Origin of the sequence: Xanthomonas vesicatoria ATCC 35937 (genome assembly GCF_001908725.1) — a bacterium.
GTDB lineage: Bacteria > Pseudomonadota > Gammaproteobacteria > Xanthomonadales > Xanthomonadaceae > Xanthomonas > Xanthomonas vesicatoria.
Genome location: NZ_CP018725.1, coordinates 4,231,748 through 4,255,096, shown reverse-complemented (window position 1 = coordinate 4,255,096; position 23,349 = coordinate 4,231,748). Strand labels below are relative to the sequence as shown.

The window sequence follows — 23,349 nt, the reverse complement described above, 5'->3', positions numbered from 1 at the left end:
AAACCTGTCGTACCCAGCTCGAAGGAGCCTGTGAATGAACTCAACAGGGTCGTTCCCATCAAGTACACTGACTAAGGACCGGACTCGAATGGGTGGCGATTCCGAAGTCATGCGGGCGATATCCTCTTCCTGATCTTGGTCGCACGTGGGTGAATGAAGTCGGCCCAGGCCTGCATCATCGGACGACGTTGCTCCAAGAGATCTGTACGGTGGTAGGCCGCCTCTACCTTGTCCTTCACCGTGTGCGCCAATGCCCGCTCTGCGAGGTCACGCGCATACCCTTGCTCGCTGCACCAGTCGCGAAAGCTCGAGCGGAACCCGTGGGCGGTCGCAATTCGCCCAGCCGTGTCGCTCGGTGCATCCGTCCTACGCAGAAGTGCTGTTAGCGTCATATCTGACATGACGGAACGAGCCTGTACAGATGGAAAGACAAGCTCGTCGTGATGGCCGTTCTGGCGCTTTAGCAGTTCGAGAGACTGTTCCGACAGCGGAACTCGATGATGTTGCTTGGACTTCATACGAACAGCCGGGATCGTCCATAGCTTCTCGTGAAAGTTAACTTCCGCCCAGGTCATCCCACGCACCTCGCCAGAACGACTAGCGTTCAGAATGAGGAATAGCAAGGCATTTCTCGTGACTTCGTACTCGCCCGCTCCAGCAAGCTCTGCACTGACGAAGGATGGGATCTTCGCCCAAGGCATTGCTGGTTGATGCTCCTGTCTGACTGCTTTTCCTGGTTGTAGCGGGAGCAGGTGTGTTACGACATCGACAGGGTTGACTTGGTTAAATCCGTGCGCCCAACCCCAGGCCATTACCGCGTGTAGACGTTGCTTTACGCGACTTGCTGTCTCTGCTTTGTCGAGCCAGATGGGACGGAGGACATCTGCAATGTGTCGGGGCTGCAATTGATCGATGGGATGGGACCCGACCTGCGGGAACGCGTACTCGGTCAACGTATTGAGCCATTGTTGTGCGTGCTTGGGATTCTTCCACCCGGGCTTCAGTTCTCCGTGGAGCTGCACTGCTGCTTCCTGGAAGGTTGGTGTTTTCGGCTTGGCGCGGTCAGTTGCCTTGGACTCCAAAGGATCCTGCCCACCGGCGATCTGCTCGCGCATTTCACGGGCCAGCTTACCCGCCAAAGCTATCCCCACCTCGGGATAGGCCCCTAGGCCGGCATTGCGTCGCTTGCCCGTGATAGGGCTGACGTAGCGCAGTACCCATTTTCCCTGCCCCTTCTGTGACGGCGAGGGATGCAGGGTCAGACCAGTTATGCCTCCGTGCGGGACAGCCTGACCACCCGGGCTCATGCTGCGAGCCTTAGCATCTGTGATCAAAGCCATGCCCTTCCTCGATCTCTTGTTTCCGGTATGCCATCCAGTATGCCATCCTATGTTCGCTGCCCTTGGGTGTCGTTGGACTTGATTGGCGTGCAGTAGTAGCTAAGCTTCTGAACTGCGTGCTAAAATTCTTTTCAGTTGAGGATGTCTGGACCGCGTTGGGTGTTCCCCAAGCAGCCCCTCTCTCCGCCAGTTTCATGATTTGCGCAATGACACCAATGCCGCAAATCGCAGGGCCATGCCAGTGGCCCACGTCTTATGGTGGCCCCGTCGGTCCCTCGCGACGCTAGATCGAAAATCCCGCCAGGGCCGGAAGGCAGCAACGGTATCGATTGATGCGGGCGCCGAGGTCAACCGGCGGGGACACCACCCTTACTGCTTTCGCACGTGCCGGATCGACCTGGTCGATGTCCCTGCACGTTTTGCCTGCCCTCAGCACATTCCACCACGGATGCGCCTGCGCCACGCCCAGGAGCCTCGCCAATCGTGCTCTCGGCCATGGCGGCTGCTTCAGACATCCAAGCTATGACGATAGTGTGCCCGGCGGGTGTCGATCGAGGCAGGCGCCGAAGTCGACCGATGAGGGGATTACCCGCCCTTCGACCGATCTCCGTTCGCAGACCAGCGCCGTGCGTGGTTCAGCGCAGCTGTGGAAACCTGATGGATCACACGCGCTGCGCGTACCGGCTGTCCGGGTAGCCGCCATCTGCGGTCTCGGCGTGCGGCAGCGGTGTGGCCGGGCCGCCCATCACACCGCAGGCCCAGTTCTGACGCGCTCGATAGCACGCAATGAGGCCGGTCGAACCTACAGCGCAGCGCGCCACTGTAGGCGCGCTGTTGCACACATCATTGCGACCAGGACGTCACGGCGAGTCAGGATGTAACCAACCCGCGTCGCCTTCCAGGTAATGCTCGTGCTTCCAGATCGGCACGCGCGCCTTGACCTCGTCGATGATGTAGCGGCACGCGTCGAACGCCGCGCCACGATGCGCCGCACTGACCCCCACCCAGACCGCCATGTCACCGATTTTCAGCTCGCCCACCCGATGCACGCAGTGCGCGTGCACGATGGCAAACCGGCCCATCGCTTCGTCGAGCACGCGCTGCCCTTCGGCCTGAGCCAACGCGGCGTAGGCTTCATAGCGCAATCCGGCAACTCCACGGCCTTCGTTGTGATTGCGCACCCAGCCTTCGAAACTGGCGAACGCACCGGCATGCGGGTGCGCGGCGCCGGAACGCAACTGCTCCACCGGCAATGGCAGGTCGGAAAGCGCAAAGATGGACACGATGTCATCGCTCACGTTCAACCTCCCGACACTGGCGGAATAAACACCACTTCACTGCCATCGCGCAGCGCATCGTCCCAGCGCGCGAACGCGCCATCGACGGCAACGCGCAACTGCGCAGGCGTCCAGCGCAGGCTGTGCCGCGCATCGAGTTCGGCATATAGGCCACGCAGATCCGGCGCGCCGGATTGCACACGCTCGTCGGCAATCCCGGCCGCTTCGCGCAGACTGGCGAAATACAACACCGTCACCGTTGCAGTCATTGCACCACTCCGATATCGCGCTTGCCGCCGCGCTTGGACACCAATTTGGTCGGCCCGATCGTCATGGCGTGCGATAACGCCTTGCACATGTCGTAGACCGTCAGCGCCGCCACGCTGGCGCCGGTGAGCGCCTCCATCTCCACGCCGGTGCGATGCACGCAGCGCACCGTGCAGTGAATCGCAAGCACCTGTTCGCCCGCCCAGTCGATCTCGAAACGGCAGGCATCGATCGGCAATGGATGACAGAACGGAATCAGCTCGTGCGTGCGTTTGACGGCCATGGTGCCGGCGATCACCGCGGTCTCGACGATGCCACCCTTGGCGCTGCGCAGGCCATTGGCGCGCAACTGCGCGGCGACGGCCACCGGGAACCGCACCTGGCTGGTTGCCGTGGCGCTGCGTGCGGTGACCGCCTTGTCCGAGACATCCACCATGGTGGGGAGCCCGGCATCATCCAGGTGGGTCAGGCGCGTGGAACGTGTCTTGGCAGGCATGGGAAAGCGACGCAGTGATAGATGGTCAGGATGGGGCATTCTCGGTGAACGGGGTGCCTTGATGGAACAGCCGCCGTCATCCCGGGACGTCCCTGCGCCATAACGAGCTACGCAACGCTTGCCTTTCGACACGATCGCGAGGGTCGAGCGTGCGGTCGCGCCGCTGCGCGCCCGCAACACGCACGCCGAGGGATTTGACACGCAATCGACAGCAGCGGCAGTGGCACGCGGTGCGACGACAACCGCATCCCGCGATTAGCGCCCGGACGCGGCGAACTCAAGGAATCCCGTCTCTAGCAGCACTGCCAGCACCCGCATGCCGTCCCCCATCTGTGGATCGAGCGAGTGCGGTTCTAGCGCGTGCAACCGCTACAACAGCGCACCCTCATCCGCCAATCAGGAACATCTCGACCGGCTTGCCACGCCGCGGCGCCGCCGATGCACGTACTTCGCTGTAGCGGTCACCGCGGATGCTCCAGCGTTGACGCAAGTGCGTTGCCAGGCCCTGCTCGCCGTCGGCCAGGGCTGGCTTGAGATCGTGGCCCTGGCTGGCGAACAGGCAGGTGTACAAGTGCCCATCGGCCGACACGCGTGCGCGCTGGCAATCGCCGCAGAACGGCACGCTGACCGAGCTGACAAATCCCACCTCGCCTGCGCCGTCGACAAACGCATGGCGTTGCGCGACTTCGCCCGTGTAATTGGCGTCCAGCGCCATCAACGGCCAGCGCGCATGGATCCGCGCGTGCAGCTGCGCAGAACTCACTACCGCGTCCGGCGTCCAGCCATTGCAGCTGCCCACATCCATGAATTCGATGAAGCGCAGCACGTGCCCGGTGCCGCGGAAGTGCTCCACCAGCGGCAGCACCTGATCTTCGTTGACGCCACGCTGCACCACGCAATTGATCTTCAACCGCGTGAAGCCGGCTTGCTCGGCGGCAGCAATGCCGGCAAGCACCTGCGCGATGTCGCCACGGTCGCCGCTCATGCGCCTGAACAGCGCCGGCTCGAGCGCATCCATGCTCACCGTGATACGCCGCAACCCGGCTTGGCGCAGTGCCGTGGCCTGGCGCGCGAGCAGGACGCCATTGGTGGTCAACGCCAGATCCTCGATCCCTGCGATGGCGGTGAGTCGCGTAATCAGGGTCGGCAGGTCGCGACGCAGCAGCGGCTCGCCACCGGTGAGGCGCACCTTGGTGACGCCCACCGATACGAACGCCCGCACCAGCGTTTCCAGCTGATCGAAGCTCAGGCGCTGTTGCGCGTCGAAGCCGTAATCGTCGGGCACGCGGTCGGCCGGCATGCAATAGCCGCAACGGAAATTGCAGGCCTCGATGACCGACAGGCGCAGATCGCGCAGCGGACGGCCGTAACGGTCCTGCATCGAGGCACCGGCCAGGGTCGGCAGCGACAAGGCGCCCATCAGCGCACCGCTTCGGCGGTCGGGTCCGCCAGCGTCAGGTATTGCCCAGGCACGGCGACGCGATGGCCGCGTGCACGCAGCACGTCGCCGTCGGCGTCGCTGGCGTAGTGGTACAGCAGCATGCGGCTCAACAGGTCCTGCGGGTATTCCCGCTCTAGATCATCCACGCCAGTATGCGACGGGTTGCCGTGAACGCCGCAGTCATGGGCGATCAGCTCGTTGTCGCCCGCATAACGCTTCAGCATTTCCGGGATCGGCCGGGTATCGCCAGTCCACACCAGCGCCCCTTTCAGGCGCAGCCCGTAGGCCGTCTCCGGCCAGTGGTGGCGCACCGGGAACACCTCCAGCCGCACCCCGTCGTGCCAAAAGGCATCGCCAACCGGCACCAATTGAAACGCATCCCAGAAGTTGGCCCCGCCCTCGGCCAGCACATTCGGGTAGTCCGCAATGCGTCGCTGCAGCAGCGGCACCACCGGCGCCGGCACGTACAGGCGCGTGCGCCCGCGTCGCTCGGAGAAATAGCTGTCGACGAACACCCGCTCCAGCCCGCCGACGTGGTCCAGATGTACATGGGTGATGAAGATCGCCTGCGGCAGGTGCCCGTAATGCGCCTGATAGGCGGTGAGCCCCTCGCTGCCGCAATCGATGGTCAGCCACGGCGCGCCAGCGCGCTCGAGCGTGGCCATCGGCGAACCAAGCGCCACCGCCGACGCATTGCCGACCCCTTGCACACGCAATGCCCACTGCATCAGTAGCCCCGGCCCCAGGCCAGCTCGTAGGCGCGGTGCAGTCGCTCGTAATCCTTGTCGACCTCTTCCCGACTGCGATTGCCGCGCAGCTTCAGCAGCGACCGATGCAGCCGCTTGAGATTGCGCTCGCGCCAGCGCGTGGCCGGAATGCGCAGCACGCCCCGGTCGAAATCGATCAGCCAGCCATGTCCACCGGCATCGAACAGGATGTTGTGGGCGTTGAGATCGGCGTGATCCAGCCCGGCGCGATGGAAACGCGCGATCAACTGCCCGGTGGCTTCCCACGGCGCGCCGCGTCCGGCCACCTGTGCATGGTCGGCCAGCGAGCGCACGTCTTCCAACCGCTCCATCAACAGCGCCGCCCGATAGCCCAGGCCTTCGCGCAGATAGCAGGCTGCCAACGGACGCGGTACCGGCAACTTGCGTTTGATCAGTTCGCGCATCAAGCGGAATTCGGCAAAACTGCGCGTGCGTCCGGCACCTTTCCACAGATACTGATCACGGCTGACGCGTGCGGCCATGCCGCCACGCAGGTACTGCCGCAACACACTGCGCCCGAACGGCGCATCCACGAACCACGCACCGCCACGCCCGCCTTCGTCGACCGGCCGCGCCCTGTCGCCCCAGCGTTGCGGCGAAAACAGCCCGGCATCAGCTTGCCGCAGCCGTTCGCGGTCGAACAGAATGGCGCCATAGCCGCGGGCCTCGCGGTACGGCGTCAGCGCTTCGGTGGCGTCGAAAGAAACCATCTATCGAGTCTAACAACACCATGGCTGTAACGCCTGCATCGCTGTGTTTGCTGCGCTTGTCCGCCCTGGGCGACGTGACCCATGTGGTGCCGCTGGTGCGTACGCTGCAGGCGGGTTTCCCGCAGACGCAACTGCATTGGATCATCGACAAGGCCGGCCTGAAGCTGCTCGACGGCCTGCCCGGCGTGCAGTTCCACGCCTACGACAAACGTAGCGGCGTGGCCGGCATGCGCGCGCTGCGCCAGCAGCTGGCACCGCTGGGGCGCTTTGACGCCTTGCTGCAGATGCAGGTGGCGTTGCGCGCCAATGTGCTGTCGGCATTCGTGCCGGCGCGGCGCCGTATCGGTTACGACCGCAGCCGCTCCAAGGATCTGCACGGCCTGTTCGTCAACGAACGGATTGCCGACCGCCCCGGCATCCATGTGCTGGACGCCATCGGCAGCTTCGCCGAGCCGCTGGGCCTGCGCCAGACCCAGGTGCACTGGGACCTGCCGGTGCCCGAGGACGCGCATGCCTGGGCGCGGGCGCAGTGGGACGACGATGGCCGCCCGGTGCTGATGATCTCGCCCTGCTCCAGTCACGTGCGGCGCAACTGGTATCCGGACAGCCACGCCGCGCTTGCCGACCATGCAGCGGCACAGGGCTGGCGCGTGGTGCTATGCGGCGGCCGCAGCGAACTGGAGCGCAGTACCGCCGATGCCATCGTCGCGAATACGCAAGCGCCGGTGCTGGATCTGGTCGGCAAGGACACACTCAAGCAGCTCCCCGCACTGCTCGCGCGTGCCAATCTGGTAGTCACCCCGGATTCGGGCCCGATGCATATCGCCAATGCGATGGGTAGCAAGGTGCTGGGGTTGCATGCGGCCAGCAATCCGCGACGTAGCGGCCCGTATTCGGACATGCGCTATTGCGTGGACCGTTACGACGCAGCCGCGCGCAAGTTTCTGCACAAGCCCGCCGATCAACTCAGTTGGGGCACCAAGATCGAGTTCGACGATGTGATGTCGCTGATTACCGTCGACGACGCAATTGCTGCATTTGAGCGCTATCGGGCGGATCATTCCGGCTAAGTTCCGCCGAACGATCCCGCCCAGCCGATCGTCAAGTCGGGGCCGACGGAAGAAACGCCACGCCGTTTTTCATCCGCGCCGGAAGTTACTTGGCAGCTGGCCTTCAGGCCGAGATCACCCATATCGCATAGGCCGTCTATCGCGATAACAGACGGCCCGGCGTATCAGAGCGCCGGCCCATAGCGGCGCAACCGGCTTATCAATCCGCTCAGCCGCCGGTGGCGCGATAGTCCTGGTAGGACTTCTCTTCCACGTACGAAGAACCCAGCGCCAGGTTGATTTCCTTCTTGATTCGCGCGCGCTCGTCGTTTTCGATGTAGACGCTGCGTGCCAGCTGTACAAACTCGTCGTCGAAGCTCTGCGCCTGTTCCTTGAGCCGGATGTCATCTTCGATCACCCACAGCCGCTCGTTGACGGCCTTGAGCTCGGCGCGCAAACGCACGATGTCGTGACCGGCAGCCGGATGCGCCATCCAGCTGGTTTCCAGGGCGGATAACTCATTGCGTACATTGGCCAGCTTGGCGGGGTCGCTCATGCGCTCGGACTTGATCTGCAGGATCGCGATCTTGTCGAGCAGCTCACCAAAAGACACGGGCACCAGGATCTCGGACATGACAGGCCTCCAACGGGGATCGAGCGGATTGTAGTGATCGCGGCCACGGCCGGCTGCGACACATAAACAAAAGCCCCCTTGCGGGGGCTGATGCGAATCTGGCGGAGAGGGGGGGATTCGAACCCCCGAGGCGCTATAAACGCCTGCCTGATTTCGAGTCAGGTACATTCAACCGCTCTGCCACCTCTCCAGATGGTCCCCAGTGTCCTGGGGCCGTGCATCATACGGGCACACGCGCCAAGCCACAAGCGGCCTGAGCCAGCGTGGCATGGGCCGGCAGTCGTCCCGGCGTGAACCGGCACTGCGACTGGCGCGAGCGCGCTGTTGCCGCTGACCGGTCGGGCCGCGATGATGGGCATGCATCTTCTCCCTGGCGACCCGGCCCCATGCTCGAATTCGGACACCTCACCCATGTCGGCCTGCGCCGTGACCTCAACGAGGACACCTACTACGGCGACAGCGAACTGGGGCTGTGGCTGGTGGCCGATGGCATGGGGGGGCACGCCTGCGGCGAGGTGGCAAGCGCGCTGGCACGCGAAACCATCGTGCGCGAAGTCCGCGCCGGCACACCGCTCGCGCAGGCCGTGCGCATCGCAGACGAAGAAATCATCAAGACCTCGCGCCGCTGCAACGATACCCTGCCGATGGGCACCACCGTGGTCGCCGCACGCGTGCTCGGCCAGCGTTTCGAAGTGGCCTGGGTTGGCGACAGCCGCGCCTACCTGTGGCGTGACGGCCGGCTGGCGCAACTGAGCCAGGACCATAGCTACGTGCAGGAACTGATCGCGCAAGGCTCGCTCACCAGCGAGCAGGCGCGCGCGCACCCGCATCGCAATGTGGTCACCCAGGCGCTGGGCGTCACTGATCCGGCGCACCTCAACGTTGCCACCATGCAGGGCGAGCTCAAATCCGGCATGCAGCTGTTGCTGTGCAGCGATGGGCTGACCGAAGAAGTGGACGACGCGGCAATTGCAGCGACCCTGTCGCAAGCCGATTGCAGCGCTCAGGAATGCGTGGAATGTCTGGTCGCCGCGGCGTTGGATGGCGGTGGCTCGGACAACATCACCGCGATCCTGGTGCGTAGCTACTGAGCAAGGCCGTACGGCGTGTTCGAAAAGTCGTCAGCCTTCGAACACGCCGCGACCCGATGACACCCCGACCTTGCGCGTGGCACGCCGTCGATGCCATGTGCCGCAAGCAGGCTCGGGGCCGGAGCCGCAGCCGCCGCGAGCTGCCAGTCAAGCGAGAATCGCTAGGCGGATGTTGACGGCGCGCTCTGAACAAAGTGTACCCAGGGCACCAGACGCGCCCGCCTGCAGGGGAGCGTAGTCGTCTTGTCGACGGCCCCTAACCGGCAATAGCGCTCTCTTCGACAGGCGCGTCCCACAGCGCGCGGCCGGCTTTCTTGCGCAACTGCGCCAACCGCGCCTCGTGCGCCTGCGATTCCGAGGCAGTTACCACGACGCGTGGTCGTGGCAGCAGCAACGCGGGGTCGAACGCGATCATGCCGCTGCTTTCATTGCTGTTCTGGCCGGCATCGGCGCTGGCAAAGCCAATTTCTTCCTGACCCGAGGTCAGCGCGATGTACACATCGGCCAGGATCTGCGCATCGAGCAAGGCGCCGTGCAACTGGCGATGCGCGTTGTCCACGCCCAGGCGTTTGCACAAGGCATCCAACGAATTGCGCTGCCCCGGGTAACGCTCGCGCGCCATCATCAAGGTATCGACCACGGTGGCGCGGTCGATGATGCGGCCGTAGCCATCGCCCAGCAGCGACAACTCGTTGTCCAGAAAACCCAGATCGAACGCCGCGTTGTGGATGATCAATTCCGCGCCGTCGATATAGGCGAGGAATTCCTCCACCACATCGCCGAATAATGGCTTGTCGGCCAGAAATTCCAGGGTCAACCCGGTGACTTCCTGCGCACCCGGCTCGAAGTCGCAATCAGGCTTCAAATAGCGATGAAAATTGTTGCCGCTCGGGCGCCGCTCCAGTAGTTCCACTGCACCGATTTCCACGACGCGGTTGCCCTTGCGCCATTCCAGGCCGGTGGTTTCTGTATCAAGAATGATCTGACGCATGAATCCTCTTACGCAGTTGCAGCGCCGCCGCGCTGGGCGATGGCCTGATTGCGGGCAAGCACGTCAACGCGCTCGTTGTCCGGGTCGCCATTGTGGCCTTTCACCCACCGCCAATCGATGCTGTGGCGTTGCGTCGCCGCATGCAGCCGCTCCCACAGCTCGCGGTTCTTGACCGGGTCGCCGCCGGCAGTTTTCCAGCCGCGCCGCACCCAGCCGGACATCCATTCGGTGATGCCCTGGCGCACGTACTGCGAATCGGTATGCAACACGATCTGACACGGCTCGGTCAGCGTTTCCAACGCCTTGATCGCCGCCATCAATTCCATGCGATTGTTGGTGGACACCGCTTCGCCGCCGGCCAATTCCTTCTCGCGGCCGTTGTAACGCAGCAGGGCCGCCCAACCACCCGGCCCCGGATTGCCGAGGCAGGAGCCGTCGGTATGCACTTCAATTGATTTCATCAGCTTCCAGAATTGTCGCGTACTAAGGTCAGATCGTGGCCACGGGTTGCGGCCAGCGCGTTGGCAGCGCGATCGGCGTCGGTGCGATCGGTGCAGAGGCGCGTTTTTCCACTTCGAGTAAATACACCGCACGCCAGGGCGCACGGCCAGGATCGGAGGAACCGCGCCCGGCCCGCCAAATCGGGCCGAGGAAGCGTTCCGCTTCGACACACTGCAAGCCGGCATGCAGCGCCAGCGATCGCCAGCGATCCGGGCGCAACGCCACCGGACCACGTCGCGCCCAATGGAAACGATATGGGCTCAACGGATTGAGCGTGAACAGCCATAGCCGGCCGCCCGGCATCAGTAGCCGCTCGCATTCGGCCAGAAATTCCGCCGCACCACCAACCACCGCATGCTGCACCACGATCGCCTGCAGGCTTTCAGTGGGCAACGGAAACGGCATTGCGCAGCGCGCATCACCTGCGAAACGTCCGGCAGTACGAAACAGGCGCAACCCGCGGCCATCGAGCAACTCGCGTGGCGGCAATACCTTGGTCGGCGCCACCCATAACCAGGGCTGGGATGGCCGTGTCTGTAGCGCCTCTAGCGCCAGGCGGCGCTCGGACTGGAGCAGGCTGCGCCCCGCCCCAGTATCAAACCAGGATGAGACAGCTTGACGGGAGAATGAGACGGCAGGCATGGTCCCAATTCTATGCGACTGACTGCCCTGCCCGCATTCGACGACAACTACATTTGGGCGCTGGTCGCCGCGGATGGCCGCGCGGTTGTTGTCGACCCCGGTCAGGCCGAGCCGGTGATCGCTGCTGCTGAGCGTGAAGGCTGGACCCCCAGCGCCGTGCTGCTCACCCATCACCACGGCGACCATATTGGCGGCGTGGCAGCGCTGCAGCAGCGCTGGCCGCAGCTTGAGCTGTTTGGCCCCGAAGACCAACGCATACCGGCAGATGCCCGTCGCGTCGGCCAGAACGAGCGTCTGCGGCTGCTGGGGACCAGCTTTGAGGTGCTAGCGGTGCCCGGCCACACCCGCAGCCATATCGCCTTTGTGACAGACCGCCATCTGTTCAGTGGTGATACCCTGTTCAGCCTAGGCTGTGGGCGGATGTTCGAAGGTACCGCTCCTCAGATGTTCGACTCGTTGCAGCGCCTGGCCTCTTTGCCCGGCGAAACGCTTGTGTGTTGCGGCCACGAATACACCCTGGCCAACGCAGCCTTCGCGCTGCACGTCGATCCCACCAACGCTGCCTTGCAGCGCCGTCAACAGGAAGCCCAGGCCATGCGTCAAGCAGCCCGTCCTACCCTGCCGATTTCGCTCAAGAGTGAACTGGCCACCAATCCTTTCTTACGTACCAGCCGTCCCGAAATCCGTGCCGCAGTCGCACCGCGTACAACTGGCGCACTTTCCTCTGAAGTAGACGTTTTCGCCGAACTTCGGCACTGGAAAGACGAATTTCGCGCATGAGGCGCTTGGTTTTGGCAGTGATTGCCGCTCTCACGGCGATCGCACCGGCAGCGGCCTCATCTAACGACGCAAGCCGAATTAAATCCGTCGACAACGCCGCTGTCGCATCTAACGCGCCCAGCACGCGCAATGGCCGCGAGATTTTTTCGTCGTTTCTTGAAGGGCGTGCCGATCCGGGCTGCGACAGCGAACACAGCGATACCCGCTGGGAACAGCATTTCTCACGTGCCCCGGCCCGGCTGGCTGACGATGCCCAGGACGTCCTGCCGTTGTTTGGCTACGTTGTGGATGAGTTGCGTGCAGCCGACATGCCTACCGAATTTGCGCTGATTCCGTTCGTCGAGAGCGGCTACCGCCCTGGCGCGCGCAACGGCAGTGGCCCGGCAGGACTATGGCAATTCATCGCCACTACCGCACGCAACCATCATGTCCCGGTTGGCGCGCAATACGACGGCCGCTTGTCCGCAGTGGATTCCACCACCGCGGCGGTGCGTTATCTCAAGACGCTGTACGGCATGTTCGGTGGCGATTGGCGCCTGGCGCTGATGGCCTACAACGCCGGCGAATACCGCGTGCTGCAGGCCATGCGCAGCGCTGGCATGAACGCGCAGAACGCGCGCCCGGCAGAGCTGCCCGGCATGTCCAAAGTGACTTACGACTATGTCGAAAAGCTGCACGCGCTGGCCTGCGTGCTCGATCATGCACAACAACAGGGCACCTTGCTGACCTCACTGGATCGCCAGGTGCCTGTATTGACCGAACACGCGCTTCCGGCCGGCACCAGCCTCAACACCTGGGCCGGGCAGCGCGCGATCGAGCCGCAACTGTTGGCGCGCCTGAACCCTGCAGTGGCGAGCGCCCGTGCGGCACCAAAAGGCGTGCACGTGCTGGCCCCTGCCGCGCCGGCGCAGCCTGGCTCCAGCAGCGCAGTGATGGCATCCGCCTCTGCGAGCATGGATGCTGACACGACTGGCTCCGCACCAGCGCTCGCCAGCACCGCAACCGCCAAGGCGCCCCACCCCTCGCCCGCCCGCACCCACACTGTGCGCAATGGCGAATCCGCATGGGCCATCGCTCGTCGCTACGGTATTACCGTTGCCACCCTGCTCGCCAGCAATGGCCTGGACAAGCGTGCCGTTTTGAAACCTGGCATGGTGCTTTCGTTCAACGACACGCCTTGAGCGAGCCTGTGCTCAGCGGCATACGCGGCTGAGCATCAAGAGCTGGGAGTTCTTGATCGCTGTCGTTTAGGAACATATCTAAGCCTCGCAAAACGCCGTCACTGATCGCTGCGTGTGCAGTGGGTTGCATTGCACGGGGCTTGGTAGCTCGCCGGCATGGCTCGACGCGGCAAAACCTGCATTGGCGAACCCCTCATCCAACTGCAGCTTCAGGCAGGAATTTCAGCTTGCCGAATTTGAGGAAGCCGCGCCGACACAGCCCAAGAGCGGTTACCGCAGCGCCGGCTAGGTACCCGCACCCCCAGCACTCAAGCCTCGTGATCACGACTAGCGCAGCACCTCGCCAAACCGACGAGAAAGGCTCGGAGAACGTTGAGAATAGTGTCGGCGCACTTGGAATCGGAGCGGGGGAACGGGACACGCCGCAGCGTGCCCATCTGGTGGCGATGCAACTGTTTACTACCTGATCGTGCCCGCGCTGTGCATGTTCGACCGCAGACGGGCAAGCCCTGACTGCTCACCACCGTGCGCACCGGCGGCTGAAACACGATCCCCATACCGATGCGCAACGCCAACAGCGCACAAAGAAAAAGCCCGGTCACCCGGGCTCTCTCTTTCCATCCGGTGGCAGCCAGCCGTTACAGCTGCGCCTCTTCGATCTGGATCTTGTAACGCTTGCGCATTTCCTTGACGTAGGCCTGCGCAGCATTGTTACCGTCGATCTGGCTCAGCTGCTCGCGCAGCATCGTCTGCTGCTCGGCAGGCATCTGCTTCAGGTCGCCCGGCGTCGCCTTGCTGATCACAAAGACCGCAAAGCGACCGCCATCCAGTTCCACCTTGCCCACCGACGGCTTGCCCTCGGTCGGACGCGGCGCACTGAAGATGGCGCGATTTGCGGCGGGCGTCGGAATCGGCGCAGTGCGCGGCAGGCCCGGGATCGGCTGCACCTGCAGCTTCTCGCTCGCAGCCAGTGCCTGCAATGTTTCACCCTTCTGCACGCGCGCCAGCAGCGCGTCGGCAACAGCAGCAGCGGCTTTCTCGCTGCGGTCGGCATGCACCGCTGCGGTTACCTTGTCGCGCACCTTGTCCAACGGCAACGCCTGCTCGGCAGTGTGATTGGTCACGCGCAGCATCACGCTGTGGTTCGGAGCGATGGTGATCGGGTCGCTGACCGTGCCGTCCTGCACTAACGTTTCGGAGAACGCCGAACGCAGCACCGCCGGATTGGCCGCAATCCCGCTGGCAGTGGTACGCGAGAACGGACCAAGGGTCTGCACTGGCACACCGACCTGCTTGGCAGCCGGCTCCAGCGCAGTCGGATTCTTGTAGACCTGGTCCACCAGCTTGCCACTGATATCGGCATACGCCTTGTCGGCATCGGCCTTGAGCTGCTCGGCAGCGAACTGGTCGCGCACCTGTTCGAACGACTTGCCCTGCCCGCCCTTGACCTCACGCAGCTGAATCACGTGATAGCCGAACTCGCTCTTGATCGGCCCGACCACATCGCCGGCCTTCATCGAAAACAGCGCGTCTTCGAACGGCTTGACCATGGTGCCCTTCTCGACCCAACCCAGGTCGCCACCGGCATCCTTGGAGCCAGGATCCTGCGAATTGGCCTTGGCCAGCGCAGCAAAGTCGGCGCCTGGCTGCTTCGCATCGGCGGCCAGCTTGGCAGCCTTGGCTTCTGCTGCCTTCTGCGCAGCAGCATCGCTGCCGGCAGTGATCAGGATGTGGGAAGCCAGACGTTGATCCGGCTCGACGAAACGCGCCTTTTCTTCTTCGTAGCGCTTGCGCAACGTCGCTTCGTCAGCCGCCGTGGCCGGCGGCATCGTGGCGGCATTGAGTTCGACGTACTCGATGCTCACGGTCTCCGGTTGGCGGAAATCCTGTGCATGCGTGTCGTACCACTGCTTGATCTGCGCATCACTGACCGGTGCGGTATCGGCAGCCGGCGCCGGCAACATCGCCAACTCCACATCGCGCGTTTCGCCCATCAGCTTGAGCAGGCGCTCGAACTCGGTTTTGGTCGCAAAACCCGATTCGGCCACGGCCTGCGGAATCACCGACTGCTGCAAGCTGTCGCGCACCAGCGCATCGAACTGCGCCGGCGTGCGCGGCGGCGTGCCCTGCGCCAATGCGGCGCGGTACTGGTCAGGGCTGAACTTGCCATCGACCTGGAACGCCTGGATGTTGGTGATGTAATCGCGCACCGTCGCATCGCCGATCACGATGCCGGCATCTTCGGCGCCAAGGCGCACCACTTGCTCGTCCACCAACTGGTCGAGCACCTGCAGCTTGTTTTCGCGCGATTCGAAAGTGCGTGGGTCGAATTTCTCGCCCTGCCGCTGACGCTCCTGCATCCGCGCCTGTTCGAAGCGCGCGCGGAAATCCTGGGTGCTGATTTCATGGTGCTGCCACAGCAACGAGACCGGCCACCAGGTCGGCGCGGACTTCCACCAGGTTGGCGGCGCCTGCACTTTGGCCACATTGTTGGCGCCAATGCCGCCCAGGTAGCTGTTGTCGATGACGAACAGGAACGGAATCATCAGCAACCCCAGGATGGCGGTAGCGATCCAGCCTGACGTCTTGTCGCGAAGTTTCTGCAGCATTGGCAAATCACGGCCTGTGGGCGAGCCGCGCAGTGTAACCCGCTTGACGCCACGCACCCAGCCCAACACCCGTTCGGCCTTGGCCAAGATGCAGCAAAGACGCCACGCTGCGTCAGCAAGACCGGTCGCGGCGCAAATACCCGTCGTCATCGCGCCGCGCAGCCACCGTGCCACGCCTTACTTCCAGCCCGCAAAGGCCAATGCGCCGTCCCACCCACGCGACAGCGCTCACACAGCCAATAAAAAAGCCCCCGGCACACGGCCGAGGGCTTGGGTATAACTGGCGGAGCGGACGGGACTCGAACCCGCGACCTCCGGCGTGACAGGCCAGCATTCTAACCAGCTGAACTACCGCTCCGCTTTAAACTTGGACATCTCCCCCACCGCACTCGCATCGCAAATGCTGTGGAGAAAACGAAGCCCCCAATTGCTCAGGTGCTTCGGTGTAACTGGCGGAGCGGACGGGACTCGAACCCGCGACCTCCGGCGTGACAGGCCAGCATTCTAACCAGCTGAACTACCGCTCCGCGCTTAAAACTTTGCCTGGTGCTTAGTGGTGGGTGCTGAGGGTTTCGAACCCCCGACCCTCTCCGTGTAAGGGAGACGCTCTACCGCTGAGCTAAGCACCCTAGCGAGTCGATTAGTTTACTGCATCCTTCAGGGCTTTACCAGCCTTGAATGCAGGATTCTTCGAAGCAGCGATCTTGATGCTGTCGCCGGTCTTCGGATTGCGGCCGGTACGCTCAGCGCGCTCGCGGACCTGGAAGGTGCCGAAGCCAACGAGGGTGACAGCGTCGCCCTTCTTCAGCGCCTTGGTGATTTCGCTCACAACCGCGTCAACAGCACGGCCGGCCTCAGCCTTGGAGATGTCAGCGGCAGCGGCAACGCCATCGATCAATTCGGTTTTATTCATTCTTGAAACTCCCTTTGCGGCAGATGCCGCGGAATCGACAATCGGCGCTCTTGCCGTTAGCGAAGAACCCGACACAAGTGGTATCGCGTGACGCATCACATTTTGCCGCGCCCACGAGTCGTGCATTTATACCAGCGCCCCCAACAGCACGCAAGCCAAAACCCAATAACGACGCGGGTTTTGGCTTGTTTCGGGACGTCTTAGACAGCGCACGTTAGTGCTTGACGCGGGTACCCGGAGTAGTGCGTGACTTGCCGCGCACGGCAACACGCGAAGCGGTCTTGCGAGCTTTTTCTTTGCCTGCCTTCTTGGGTGCCAGCGGGCGCTCCAGCGCCAGATCCAGCACTTCGTCGATCCACTTGACCGGCACGATCTTCAAGTCGCGCGTGACGTTGGCCGGAATGTCGGCCAAGTCCTTGCGGTTCTCGTCCGGGATCAACACGGTGCGAATGCCACCACGCAGTGCCGCCAGCAATTTTTCCTTCAAACCACCGATTGCCGACACACGGCCGCGCAGCGTGATCTCGCCGGTCATCGCCACATCGGCGCGGATCGGTACGCGGGTCAGCACCGACACCAACGACGTCACCATGGCGATACCTGCGCTTGGACCATCCTTCGGTGTGGCGCCATCGGGCACGTGCACATGCACGTCCTGCTTCTGCAGGAAATCCACATCGATGCCGAGACGCTCGGCACGCGAACGCACCACCGACAACGCGGCCGATGCCGATTCCTTCATGACGTTACCGAGCTGACCGGTGAGGATCAGATTGCCCTTGCCGGGCACCAGCGTGGATTCGACCTGCAGCAACTCGCCGCCGACTTCGGTCCAGGCCAGACCCGTGACCAGGCCGATTTCGTTTTCTTCTTCGGCGCGGCCGAAGTCGAAGCGACGCACGCCCAGGTACTTGTCCAGATTCTTCGCGTTGACGGTGACCAGCGCCTTCGGCTTGCCCTTCTTCGCCGCCGCCTTCGTGGCCGCCGGCTGCGGACCGGCAAGCGCGATTTCCTTGACCACCTTGCGGCAGATCTTGGCGACTTCGCGTTCGAGATTACGCACGCCCGACTCGCGCGTGTAATACCGCACGATGTCCTGGATGGCGTCGCTGCCGATCTCGATCTCTTCCGGCTTCAAACCGTTGGCCTTGATCTGCTTGGGCACCAGATAGCGCATGGCGATGTTGAGCTTCTCGTCCTCGGTGTAACCGGGGATACGGATCACTTCCATGCGGTCCAACAGCGGGCCGGGGATATTGAGCGAGTTGGAGGTGGCGACAAACATCACCTCCGACAGATCCAGGTCCACTTCCAGGTAATGGTCGTTGAAGGAGTTGTTCTGCTCAGGGTCGAGCACTTCCAGCAACGCCGATGACGGGTCGCCGCGGAAGTCCATCGACATCTTGTCGATCTCGTCCAGCAGGAACAGCGGATTCTTGCTACCGACCTTGTTGAGGTTCTGCACCAGGCGCCCCGGCATCGAACCGACATAGGTCCGGCGATGGCCACGGATCTCGGCCTCGTCGCGGATACCGCCCAGGCTCATGCGCACGAACTTGCGGTTGGTCGCCTTGGCGATCGACTGACCGAGCGAGGTTTTGCCCACGCCCGGCGGACCGACCAGGCACAGGATCGGGCCCTTCATCTGCTTCACCCGCGACTGCACGGCCAAGTATTCAAGGATGCGCTCCTTGACCTTGTCCAACCCATAGTGATCGGCGTCCAGCGTGTCTTCGGCCACTTTCAGATCCTTGCGGACCTTGGTGCGCTTCTTCCACGGCACGCCCAACAACCAGTCCAGATAATTGCGCACCACTGCGGCTTCAGCCGACATCGGCGACATCTGCTTGAGCTTGTTGAGCTCGGCCTTGGCCTTGGTCTCGACCGGCTTGGGCATGCCGGACTCTGCGATCTTGCGCGCGAGTTCTTCCAGCTCGCCCGGCGCGTCGTCCAGATCGCCCAGCTCCTTCTGGATCGCCTTCATCTGCTCGTTGAGGTAGTACTCGCGCTGGCTCTTCTCCATCTGCGACTTGACGCGGCCGCGGATGCGCTTTTCCAGCTGCTGCACGTCGATTTCGCCGTCCACCAGCCCGACCAGCAGCTCCAGCCGTTCGCCGATCTCGGTGATCTCCAGCAGGCGCTGCTTGTCGGCCAGTCGCACCCCGATGTGCGCGGCAATGGTGTCGGCCAAGCGACCCGGCTCGTCGATGCCGGCCAGGGTCTGCAGCAACTCCGGAGGCAGCTTGCGATTGGTCTTGACGTACTGCTCGAACAGCGACATCAACGAACGCGCGATCGCCTCCACTTCGCGTGGCTCGCGCGCATCGCTGGCTTCGACTTCGGTGCCCTGCCCCTGCAATGCGCCGTCCAGCTCGACGACCTTGTCGACGGTGACCCGCGACAGGCCCTCGACCAGCACCTTGATGGTGCCATCGGGCAATTTGAGCAGTTGCAGCACCTGGGCCAGGGTGCCGACGGTGTACAGATCGCCAGCGGCCGGGTCGTCGGTCTCGGCCGACTTCTGCGCAACCAGCAGGATGCGCTTGTCCGCCTCCATGGCTTTTTCCAGCGCGCGCATCGACTTGTCACGGCCGACGAACAGCGGGATCACCATGTGCGGAAACACCACCACGTCGCGCAGCGGCAACACCGGCAGATCGAGAACTTCTGGTTGGGACTGGGCCATGGGGCGCTCCGCAGGAAGAGGGATTTTGAGGCGTAAAAAAAGCCGATGGCCCCGTTATGGGGCCATCGGCGAGGTGTTGCAAGTAGCGCTTGGATCCCCTTTAACCGCGAGCCGGGCCGGGGCCTGGCTCCACGGCAACAGGACTCAGTCGCCGGACGCGGCCTTGGCCGGAGCCGGTTGCGCCTGGTAGATCAGATACGGCTCGGATTTGTGTTCGATGACCGACTCGTCCACCACCACCTTGCTGACATTTTCCTGCGAGGGCAGCTCGTACATCGTATCCAGCAGCACCGATTCGACGATGGTGCGCAGACCACGCGCGCCGGTCTTGCGCTTGAGCGCCTTCTTGGCGATCGCAGACAACGCGTCCGGGCGAAACTCCAGTTCCACGCCTTCCATATCGAACAGCTTCTTGAACTGCTTGGTGATGGCGTTCTTCGGCTCGGTCAGGATCTTGATCAGCGCCGGCTCGTCCAGCTCCTCGAGCGTGGCGACCACCGGCAGGCGGCCGACGAACTCCGGGATCAGGCCGAACTTGATCAGATCTTCCGGCTCGACTTCAGCCAGGATCTTGCCGACTTCCTGCTTACGCTCGCTGCTCTTGACCTTGGCACCGAAGCCAATGCCGCCGGCATCGTTGGAACGCTGCTGAATCACCTTGTCCAGACCGGCGAATGCGCCGCCGCAGATGAACAGGATGTTCTTGGTGTCGACCTGCAGGAATTCCTGCTGCGGATGCTTGCGGCCGCCCTGTGGCGGGACCGAGGCCACGGTGCCTTCGATCAGCTTCAGCAGCGCCTGCTGCACGCCTTCGCCGGACACGTCGCGGGTGATCGACGGGTTCTCGCTCTTGCGCGAGATCTTGTCGATTTCGTCGATGTAGACGATGCCCTGCTGCGCCTTCTCGACGTCGTAGTCGCACTTCTGCAGCAGCTTCTGGATGATGTTTTCCACGTCCTCGCCGACATAGCCGGCTTCGGTCAGCGTGGTGGCATCGGCGATCGTGAACGGCACATTGAGCAGGCGCGCCAGCGTTTCGGCCAGCAGCGTCTTGCCCGAACCGGTCGGACCGACCAGCAGGATGTTGGATTTGGCGAGTTCGACGTCGTCGTTCTTGCTGCGGCTTTCGATGCGCTTGTAGTGGTTGTACACCGCCACGGCGAGCGTGCGCTTGGCGCGCAACTGCCCGATCACGTATTGATCGAGCACTTCGAGGATCTCGCGCGGCTTGGGCAGGCTGGAACGGGCCGACTGCGCCTTTTCTTCGAGTTCTTCGCGAATGATGTCGTTGCACAGCTCAACGCACTCATCGCAGATGAATACGCTGGGACCGGCAATCAGCTTGCGGACTTCATGCTGACTCTTACCGCAGAAGGAGCAGTAGAGAATCTTGTTGCTGTCGCCGGAACGACCTTGGCGGTCTTCGCTCATGCTTCTGTTACCCAGTTACCCCACCCGATACACGGGGGTTCGATTTCGAGAATAGCACAGGGTCGGGAGGAGGTTCGCCCCACCCGACCCTGCCGGATTTTCCTGCAATTTCAGCGACCTGGCGATCAAGACGGCTGGATCGACTCTTCCGGACGACGCTCCAGCACCTGATCCACCAGCCCGTAGGCCTGTGCATCGACCGCGCTCTTGAAATTGTCGCGCTCAGTGTCGCGCGCAATGGTCTCAAGGGATTGGCCGGTGTGCTTGGCCAGGATCTCGTTCAGGCGCGAACGCAAGGTCAGGATCTCGCGCGCATGGATGTCGATATCGGTCGCCTGGCCCTGGAAGCCGCCCAGCGGCTGATGGATCATCACGCGCGAATTCGGCAGCGCATAACGCTTGCCGGCCGCACCGGAAGCCAGCAGCAGCGCGCCCATCGAGGCAGCCTGGCCGACGCAGATGGTGCTTACGTCCGGCTTGATGTACTGCATGGTGTCGTAGATCGCCATGCCGGCCGTGACCACGCCGCCGGGCGAGTTGATGTAGATGCTGATGTCCTTTTCCGGGTTATCCGCTTCCAGAAACAGCAGCTGGGCCACGATGACGTTGGCCATATGGTCGTCGATGGGACCGACCAGGAAGATCAGACGCTCCTTCAGCAGACGCGAGTAGATGTCGTACGCACGCTCGCCACGGCTGGTCTGCTCGACCACCATGGGCACCAGGTTCAGGGCTTTGGTCACAATGCTCATCAGTCTTCCCGTTGTGGCAGCGGCCTGTGCCGATGCCCGTGTTCGATATCCGCGCCCTCGATATGGCAGGGCGCAGTCCTTCTGTTACTACCGCATCAGACGCGAATGGCGTCCTGGAACGACAGCGGCTGCTCTGTGTGCTGGGCGCGCTCGGCGATCCAGTCGATCACCTGCTCTTCCATCACACGGCTCTGCAGCCCACCCATCAGTTGGGGGTCGTTGCGGTACATCTCAATGACCTGTTCCGGCTCTTCGTACGTCGAGGCGATCAGACGCAGCGTTTCGCTGACGCGCTTGGATTCCAGGCGCAGCTCATTACGGCGCGCGACTTCACCGACCAGCAGACCGACCAGCACGCGCTTGGCGGCGGCGTCCATGAACCCCTGGTACGCATCATCCGGCACCTGGCCCGGATCGCGACCGCTGCGACGCACCTGATCGACCTGCTGGGCCAGCATGGAACGAGCTTCGTTCTCGACCAACCGCGGCGGCATTTCGACATGCGCATAGGCAGCGATCAGCTGCTCGCCCACTTCACGACGCAGACGATTCATCAGCGCACCCTTGAGCTCGCGCTCCAGGTTGGTGCGGATGTCGGCGCGGAACTGCTCGGCATCGCCACTCTTCACGCCGAAGCTCTTGATGAACTCCTTATCCACCACCGGCAGGACCGGCTCGGACACTTCCACTGCCTTGACATGCACCTGCACGGTCTTACCAGCCAGCTGCGGCACGCGCCATTCGGCCGGGAAGTCGACGGTCAGGGTCTTGTCTTCGCCCTTGGCCAGACCTTCCAGGCCTTTTTCGATCTGGTCGAACATCACGCCCGAGCCCAGCACGCTGCTACCGGTCTCCACGCCTTCGGCGGGCAGACGCTCGTCGCCGGCCTGCGACCAGGTCTCCAGCGCGACCAGATCGCCGACCTGCGCGCCGCGCTCGACCGGGTTCCAGGTACGGCGCTGCAGACGCAGGTTTTCGATCATCTGGTCGATGTCGGCATCGGTCACTTCAGCGGTGTGACGCACCACCGACAGCTTGGCCACATCGATATCGCCGAAGTCCGGCACCACTTCGAAGGTGGCGACGAAGTCGAAGTCGCTTTCGCCCTGGTCGATGCGCGGATTACCGGCCAGACGCAGCGAGTGCTCGCGCACGGCCGTGTCGAAAGTCTCACGCAACAGGCCCTCCATCGCCTCGGCACGCACCTGCTGACCGAAGCGCTGCTCGATGACCTTGGTCGGCACCTTGCCGGGACGGAAGCCCTTAATGCGCGTGGTCCGCGCCAGTTCGCGCAGGCGACCACCGACGTGGGTCTCCAGACGCTCCTGCGGCAGGGTGAAGGTCAGGCGGCGTTCCAGATTGCCGGTGGATTCGATCGATGCTTGCATGTTGACTCCTGCCACCGACAGCGCACAGCGTCGGCACGAGATGGAAGATGCGGGTTGACGGAGGGCGAGAATGCCGCCGAGCCTTGTAGTTTCGCCGATAACGGCTGCGGCTACCAGCGGGACGCGCGCGACGGCGTCTGCAGCGTCAAGCCGGATGCGGGGACCTGCAGCGGCCGGAGCACTCACGGCCGCACTGTGTTGGTGCGAAAGGGGGGACTCGAACCCCCACGCCTTGCGGCGTCAGAACCTAAATCTGGTGCGTCTACCAATTCCGCCACTTTCGCGATGTCGCAGTTACCTACGCATTGTTGCAGGGATGCCGACAAAGAAAAAGCGCTGCGAACCAGGCGGCACGCCAAACAGCCGGCGTGAGGCGGACTAAGCACGGCGGCGCCTGACAATT

21 protein-coding genes, 5 tRNA genes and 1 other RNA gene are annotated in these 23,349 nt (G+C 63.3%); 5 read left to right on the top strand and 22 right to left on the bottom strand.

Translation table 11 applies throughout. The features are described 5' to 3' along the window. Positions 1 to 107 precede the first annotated feature (107 nt). Positions 108 to 1,340, bottom strand: coding sequence for a tyrosine-type recombinase/integrase (locus BJD12_RS18645; RefSeq protein ID WP_005990061.1), 1,233 nt, complete (start codon positions 1,338 to 1,340; stop codon positions 108 to 110). A gap of 264 nt (positions 1,341 to 1,604) precedes the next feature. On the opposite strand from BJD12_RS18645, the gene ffs reads away from it, so the two are divergent. Continuing rightward, positions 1,605 to 1,701: signal recognition particle sRNA small type (ffs, locus tag BJD12_RS18640), an RNA gene on the top strand. Between the two features lie 499 nt (positions 1,702 to 2,200). Here ffs and BJD12_RS18635 read toward each other — a convergent pair. The 6 genes from BJD12_RS18635 to BJD12_RS18605 all read right to left on the bottom strand — a co-directional run bounded on the left by BJD12_RS18635 (position 2,201) and on the right by BJD12_RS18605 (position 6,298). Further along, a complete protein-coding gene (locus BJD12_RS18635) occupies positions 2,201 to 2,644 on the bottom strand; it encodes a molybdenum cofactor biosynthesis protein MoaE (protein ID WP_005990063.1) in 444 nt (147 codons plus the stop codon). Then, a complete protein-coding gene (locus BJD12_RS18630) occupies positions 2,641 to 2,886 on the bottom strand; it encodes a MoaD/ThiS family protein (RefSeq protein WP_005990065.1) in 246 nt (81 codons plus the stop codon). The genes BJD12_RS18635 and BJD12_RS18630 overlap by 4 nt, the downstream gene beginning before the upstream one ends. Next, positions 2,883 to 3,380 (bottom strand): cyclic pyranopterin monophosphate synthase MoaC, encoded by a 498-nt coding sequence (moaC, locus tag BJD12_RS18625; RefSeq protein WP_005990067.1) that lies wholly within the window; start codon positions 3,378 to 3,380, stop codon positions 2,883 to 2,885. Before moaC ends, BJD12_RS18630 begins: the two co-directional genes overlap by 4 nt. Positions 3,381 to 3,765: 385 nt before the next feature. Continuing rightward, positions 3,766 to 4,800 (bottom strand): GTP 3',8-cyclase MoaA, encoded by a 1,035-nt coding sequence (gene moaA / locus BJD12_RS18615; protein WP_005990073.1) that lies wholly within the window; start codon positions 4,798 to 4,800, stop codon positions 3,766 to 3,768. Next, positions 4,800 to 5,549, bottom strand: a complete 750-nt coding sequence (locus tag BJD12_RS18610; protein WP_005990074.1) for an MBL fold metallo-hydrolase — start codon at positions 5,547 to 5,549, stop codon at positions 4,800 to 4,802. The genes moaA and BJD12_RS18610 overlap by 1 nt, the downstream gene beginning before the upstream one ends. Continuing rightward, a complete protein-coding gene (locus BJD12_RS18605; RefSeq protein ID WP_005990076.1) occupies positions 5,549 to 6,298 on the bottom strand; it encodes a 3-deoxy-D-manno-octulosonic acid kinase in 750 nt (249 codons plus the stop codon). Before BJD12_RS18605 ends, BJD12_RS18610 begins: the two co-directional genes overlap by 1 nt. A gap of 20 nt (positions 6,299 to 6,318) precedes the next feature. On the opposite strand from BJD12_RS18605, the gene BJD12_RS18600 reads away from it, so the two are divergent. After that, positions 6,319 to 7,368 carry a glycosyltransferase family 9 protein gene (locus BJD12_RS18600; RefSeq protein ID WP_039424924.1) on the top strand — a complete coding sequence of 350 codons (1,050 nt, stop codon included), beginning with the start codon at positions 6,319 to 6,321 and terminating at the stop codon, positions 7,366 to 7,368. 208 nt (positions 7,369 to 7,576) lie between these two features. Here the strand turns inward: BJD12_RS18600 and BJD12_RS18595 are convergent, their stop codons facing one another. Both BJD12_RS18595 and BJD12_RS18590 read right to left on the bottom strand, forming a co-directional pair. Beyond that, positions 7,577 to 7,981 (bottom strand): DUF6165 family protein, encoded by a 405-nt coding sequence (locus tag BJD12_RS18595; protein WP_005990080.1) that lies wholly within the window; start codon positions 7,979 to 7,981, stop codon positions 7,577 to 7,579. 99 nt (positions 7,982 to 8,080) lie between these two features. Then, a tRNA-Ser gene (locus BJD12_RS18590) sits at positions 8,081 to 8,171 on the bottom strand. 196 nt (positions 8,172 to 8,367) lie between these two features. Here BJD12_RS18590 and BJD12_RS18585 point away from each other — a divergent pair. Continuing rightward, the gene (locus BJD12_RS18585) at positions 8,368 to 9,072 is read left to right on the top strand and encodes a PP2C family protein-serine/threonine phosphatase (protein ID WP_005990082.1); all 705 of its coding nucleotides are present in this window, start codon (positions 8,368 to 8,370) and stop codon (positions 9,070 to 9,072) included. 256 nt (positions 9,073 to 9,328) lie between these two features. Here BJD12_RS18585 and dnaQ read toward each other — a convergent pair whose 3' ends face one another. The 3 genes from dnaQ to BJD12_RS18570 are packed head-to-tail and all read right to left on the bottom strand — an operon-like array spanning position 9,329 to position 11,206. Next, positions 9,329 to 10,063, bottom strand: a complete 735-nt coding sequence (gene dnaQ, locus BJD12_RS18580; RefSeq protein WP_005990084.1) for a DNA polymerase III subunit epsilon — start codon at positions 10,061 to 10,063, stop codon at positions 9,329 to 9,331. 8 nt (positions 10,064 to 10,071) lie between these two features. Continuing rightward, complete coding sequence (rnhA, locus tag BJD12_RS18575; RefSeq protein ID WP_005990086.1) at positions 10,072 to 10,524, bottom strand: ribonuclease HI; 453 nt, start codon at positions 10,522 to 10,524, stop codon at positions 10,072 to 10,074. A 28-nt stretch (positions 10,525 to 10,552) separates the two neighbouring features. Then, a complete protein-coding gene (locus BJD12_RS18570; RefSeq protein WP_042827744.1) occupies positions 10,553 to 11,206 on the bottom strand; it encodes a hypothetical protein in 654 nt (217 codons plus the stop codon). 12 nt (positions 11,207 to 11,218) lie between these two features. Here BJD12_RS18570 and gloB point away from each other — a divergent pair, with 12 nt between their 5' ends. Together gloB and BJD12_RS18560 are read left to right on the top strand one after the other, a co-directional pair. Next, the gene (gloB, locus tag BJD12_RS18565; protein WP_005990089.1) at positions 11,219 to 11,986 is read left to right on the top strand and encodes a hydroxyacylglutathione hydrolase; all 768 of its coding nucleotides are present in this window, start codon (positions 11,219 to 11,221) and stop codon (positions 11,984 to 11,986) included. After that, entirely contained in the window at positions 11,983 to 13,167 is a 1,185-nt protein-coding gene (locus BJD12_RS18560; protein WP_039428320.1) for a lytic transglycosylase domain-containing protein, read from the top strand. The genes gloB and BJD12_RS18560 overlap by 4 nt, the downstream gene beginning before the upstream one ends. A 638-nt stretch (positions 13,168 to 13,805) precedes the next feature. Here BJD12_RS18560 and BJD12_RS18555 read toward each other — a convergent pair. From BJD12_RS18555 to BJD12_RS18510, 10 genes are all read right to left on the bottom strand, one after another. Beyond that, positions 13,806 to 15,776: a peptidyl-prolyl cis-trans isomerase gene (locus BJD12_RS18555; protein WP_042827754.1), complete on the bottom strand. Its 1,971-nt coding sequence runs from the start codon at positions 15,774 to 15,776 to the stop codon at positions 13,806 to 13,808. Positions 15,777 to 16,057: 281 nt separating this feature from the next. Next, positions 16,058 to 16,134: transfer RNA gene (locus BJD12_RS18550), tRNA-Asp, on the bottom strand. Positions 16,135 to 16,226: 92 nt separating this feature from the next. Continuing rightward, positions 16,227 to 16,303 (bottom strand) — tRNA-Asp (locus BJD12_RS18545). A 27-nt stretch (positions 16,304 to 16,330) separates the two neighbouring features. After that, positions 16,331 to 16,405: transfer RNA gene (locus BJD12_RS18540), tRNA-Val, on the bottom strand. 11 nt (positions 16,406 to 16,416) lie between these two features. Then, positions 16,417 to 16,689: an HU family DNA-binding protein gene (locus BJD12_RS18535; protein ID WP_002806049.1), complete on the bottom strand. Its 273-nt coding sequence runs from the start codon at positions 16,687 to 16,689 to the stop codon at positions 16,417 to 16,419. Positions 16,690 to 16,903: 214 nt separating this feature from the next. Next, positions 16,904 to 19,375, bottom strand: a complete 2,472-nt coding sequence (gene lon / locus BJD12_RS18530; protein ID WP_005990095.1) for an endopeptidase La — start codon at positions 19,373 to 19,375, stop codon at positions 16,904 to 16,906. 144 nt (positions 19,376 to 19,519) lie between these two features. Continuing rightward, positions 19,520 to 20,806: an ATP-dependent Clp protease ATP-binding subunit ClpX gene (clpX, locus tag BJD12_RS18525; RefSeq protein ID WP_003483788.1), complete on the bottom strand. Its 1,287-nt coding sequence runs from the start codon at positions 20,804 to 20,806 to the stop codon at positions 19,520 to 19,522. A gap of 125 nt (positions 20,807 to 20,931) precedes the next feature. Next, positions 20,932 to 21,558, bottom strand: coding sequence for an ATP-dependent Clp endopeptidase proteolytic subunit ClpP (clpP, locus tag BJD12_RS18520; RefSeq protein WP_002806026.1), 627 nt, complete (start codon positions 21,556 to 21,558; stop codon positions 20,932 to 20,934). 95 nt (positions 21,559 to 21,653) lie between these two features. Then, entirely contained in the window at positions 21,654 to 22,946 is a 1,293-nt protein-coding gene (tig, locus tag BJD12_RS18515) for a trigger factor (protein ID WP_005990098.1), read from the bottom strand. Positions 22,947 to 23,145: 199 nt separating this feature from the next. Further along, positions 23,146 to 23,230, bottom strand: a tRNA-Leu gene (locus BJD12_RS18510). Positions 23,231 to 23,349: the final 119 nt, after the last annotated feature.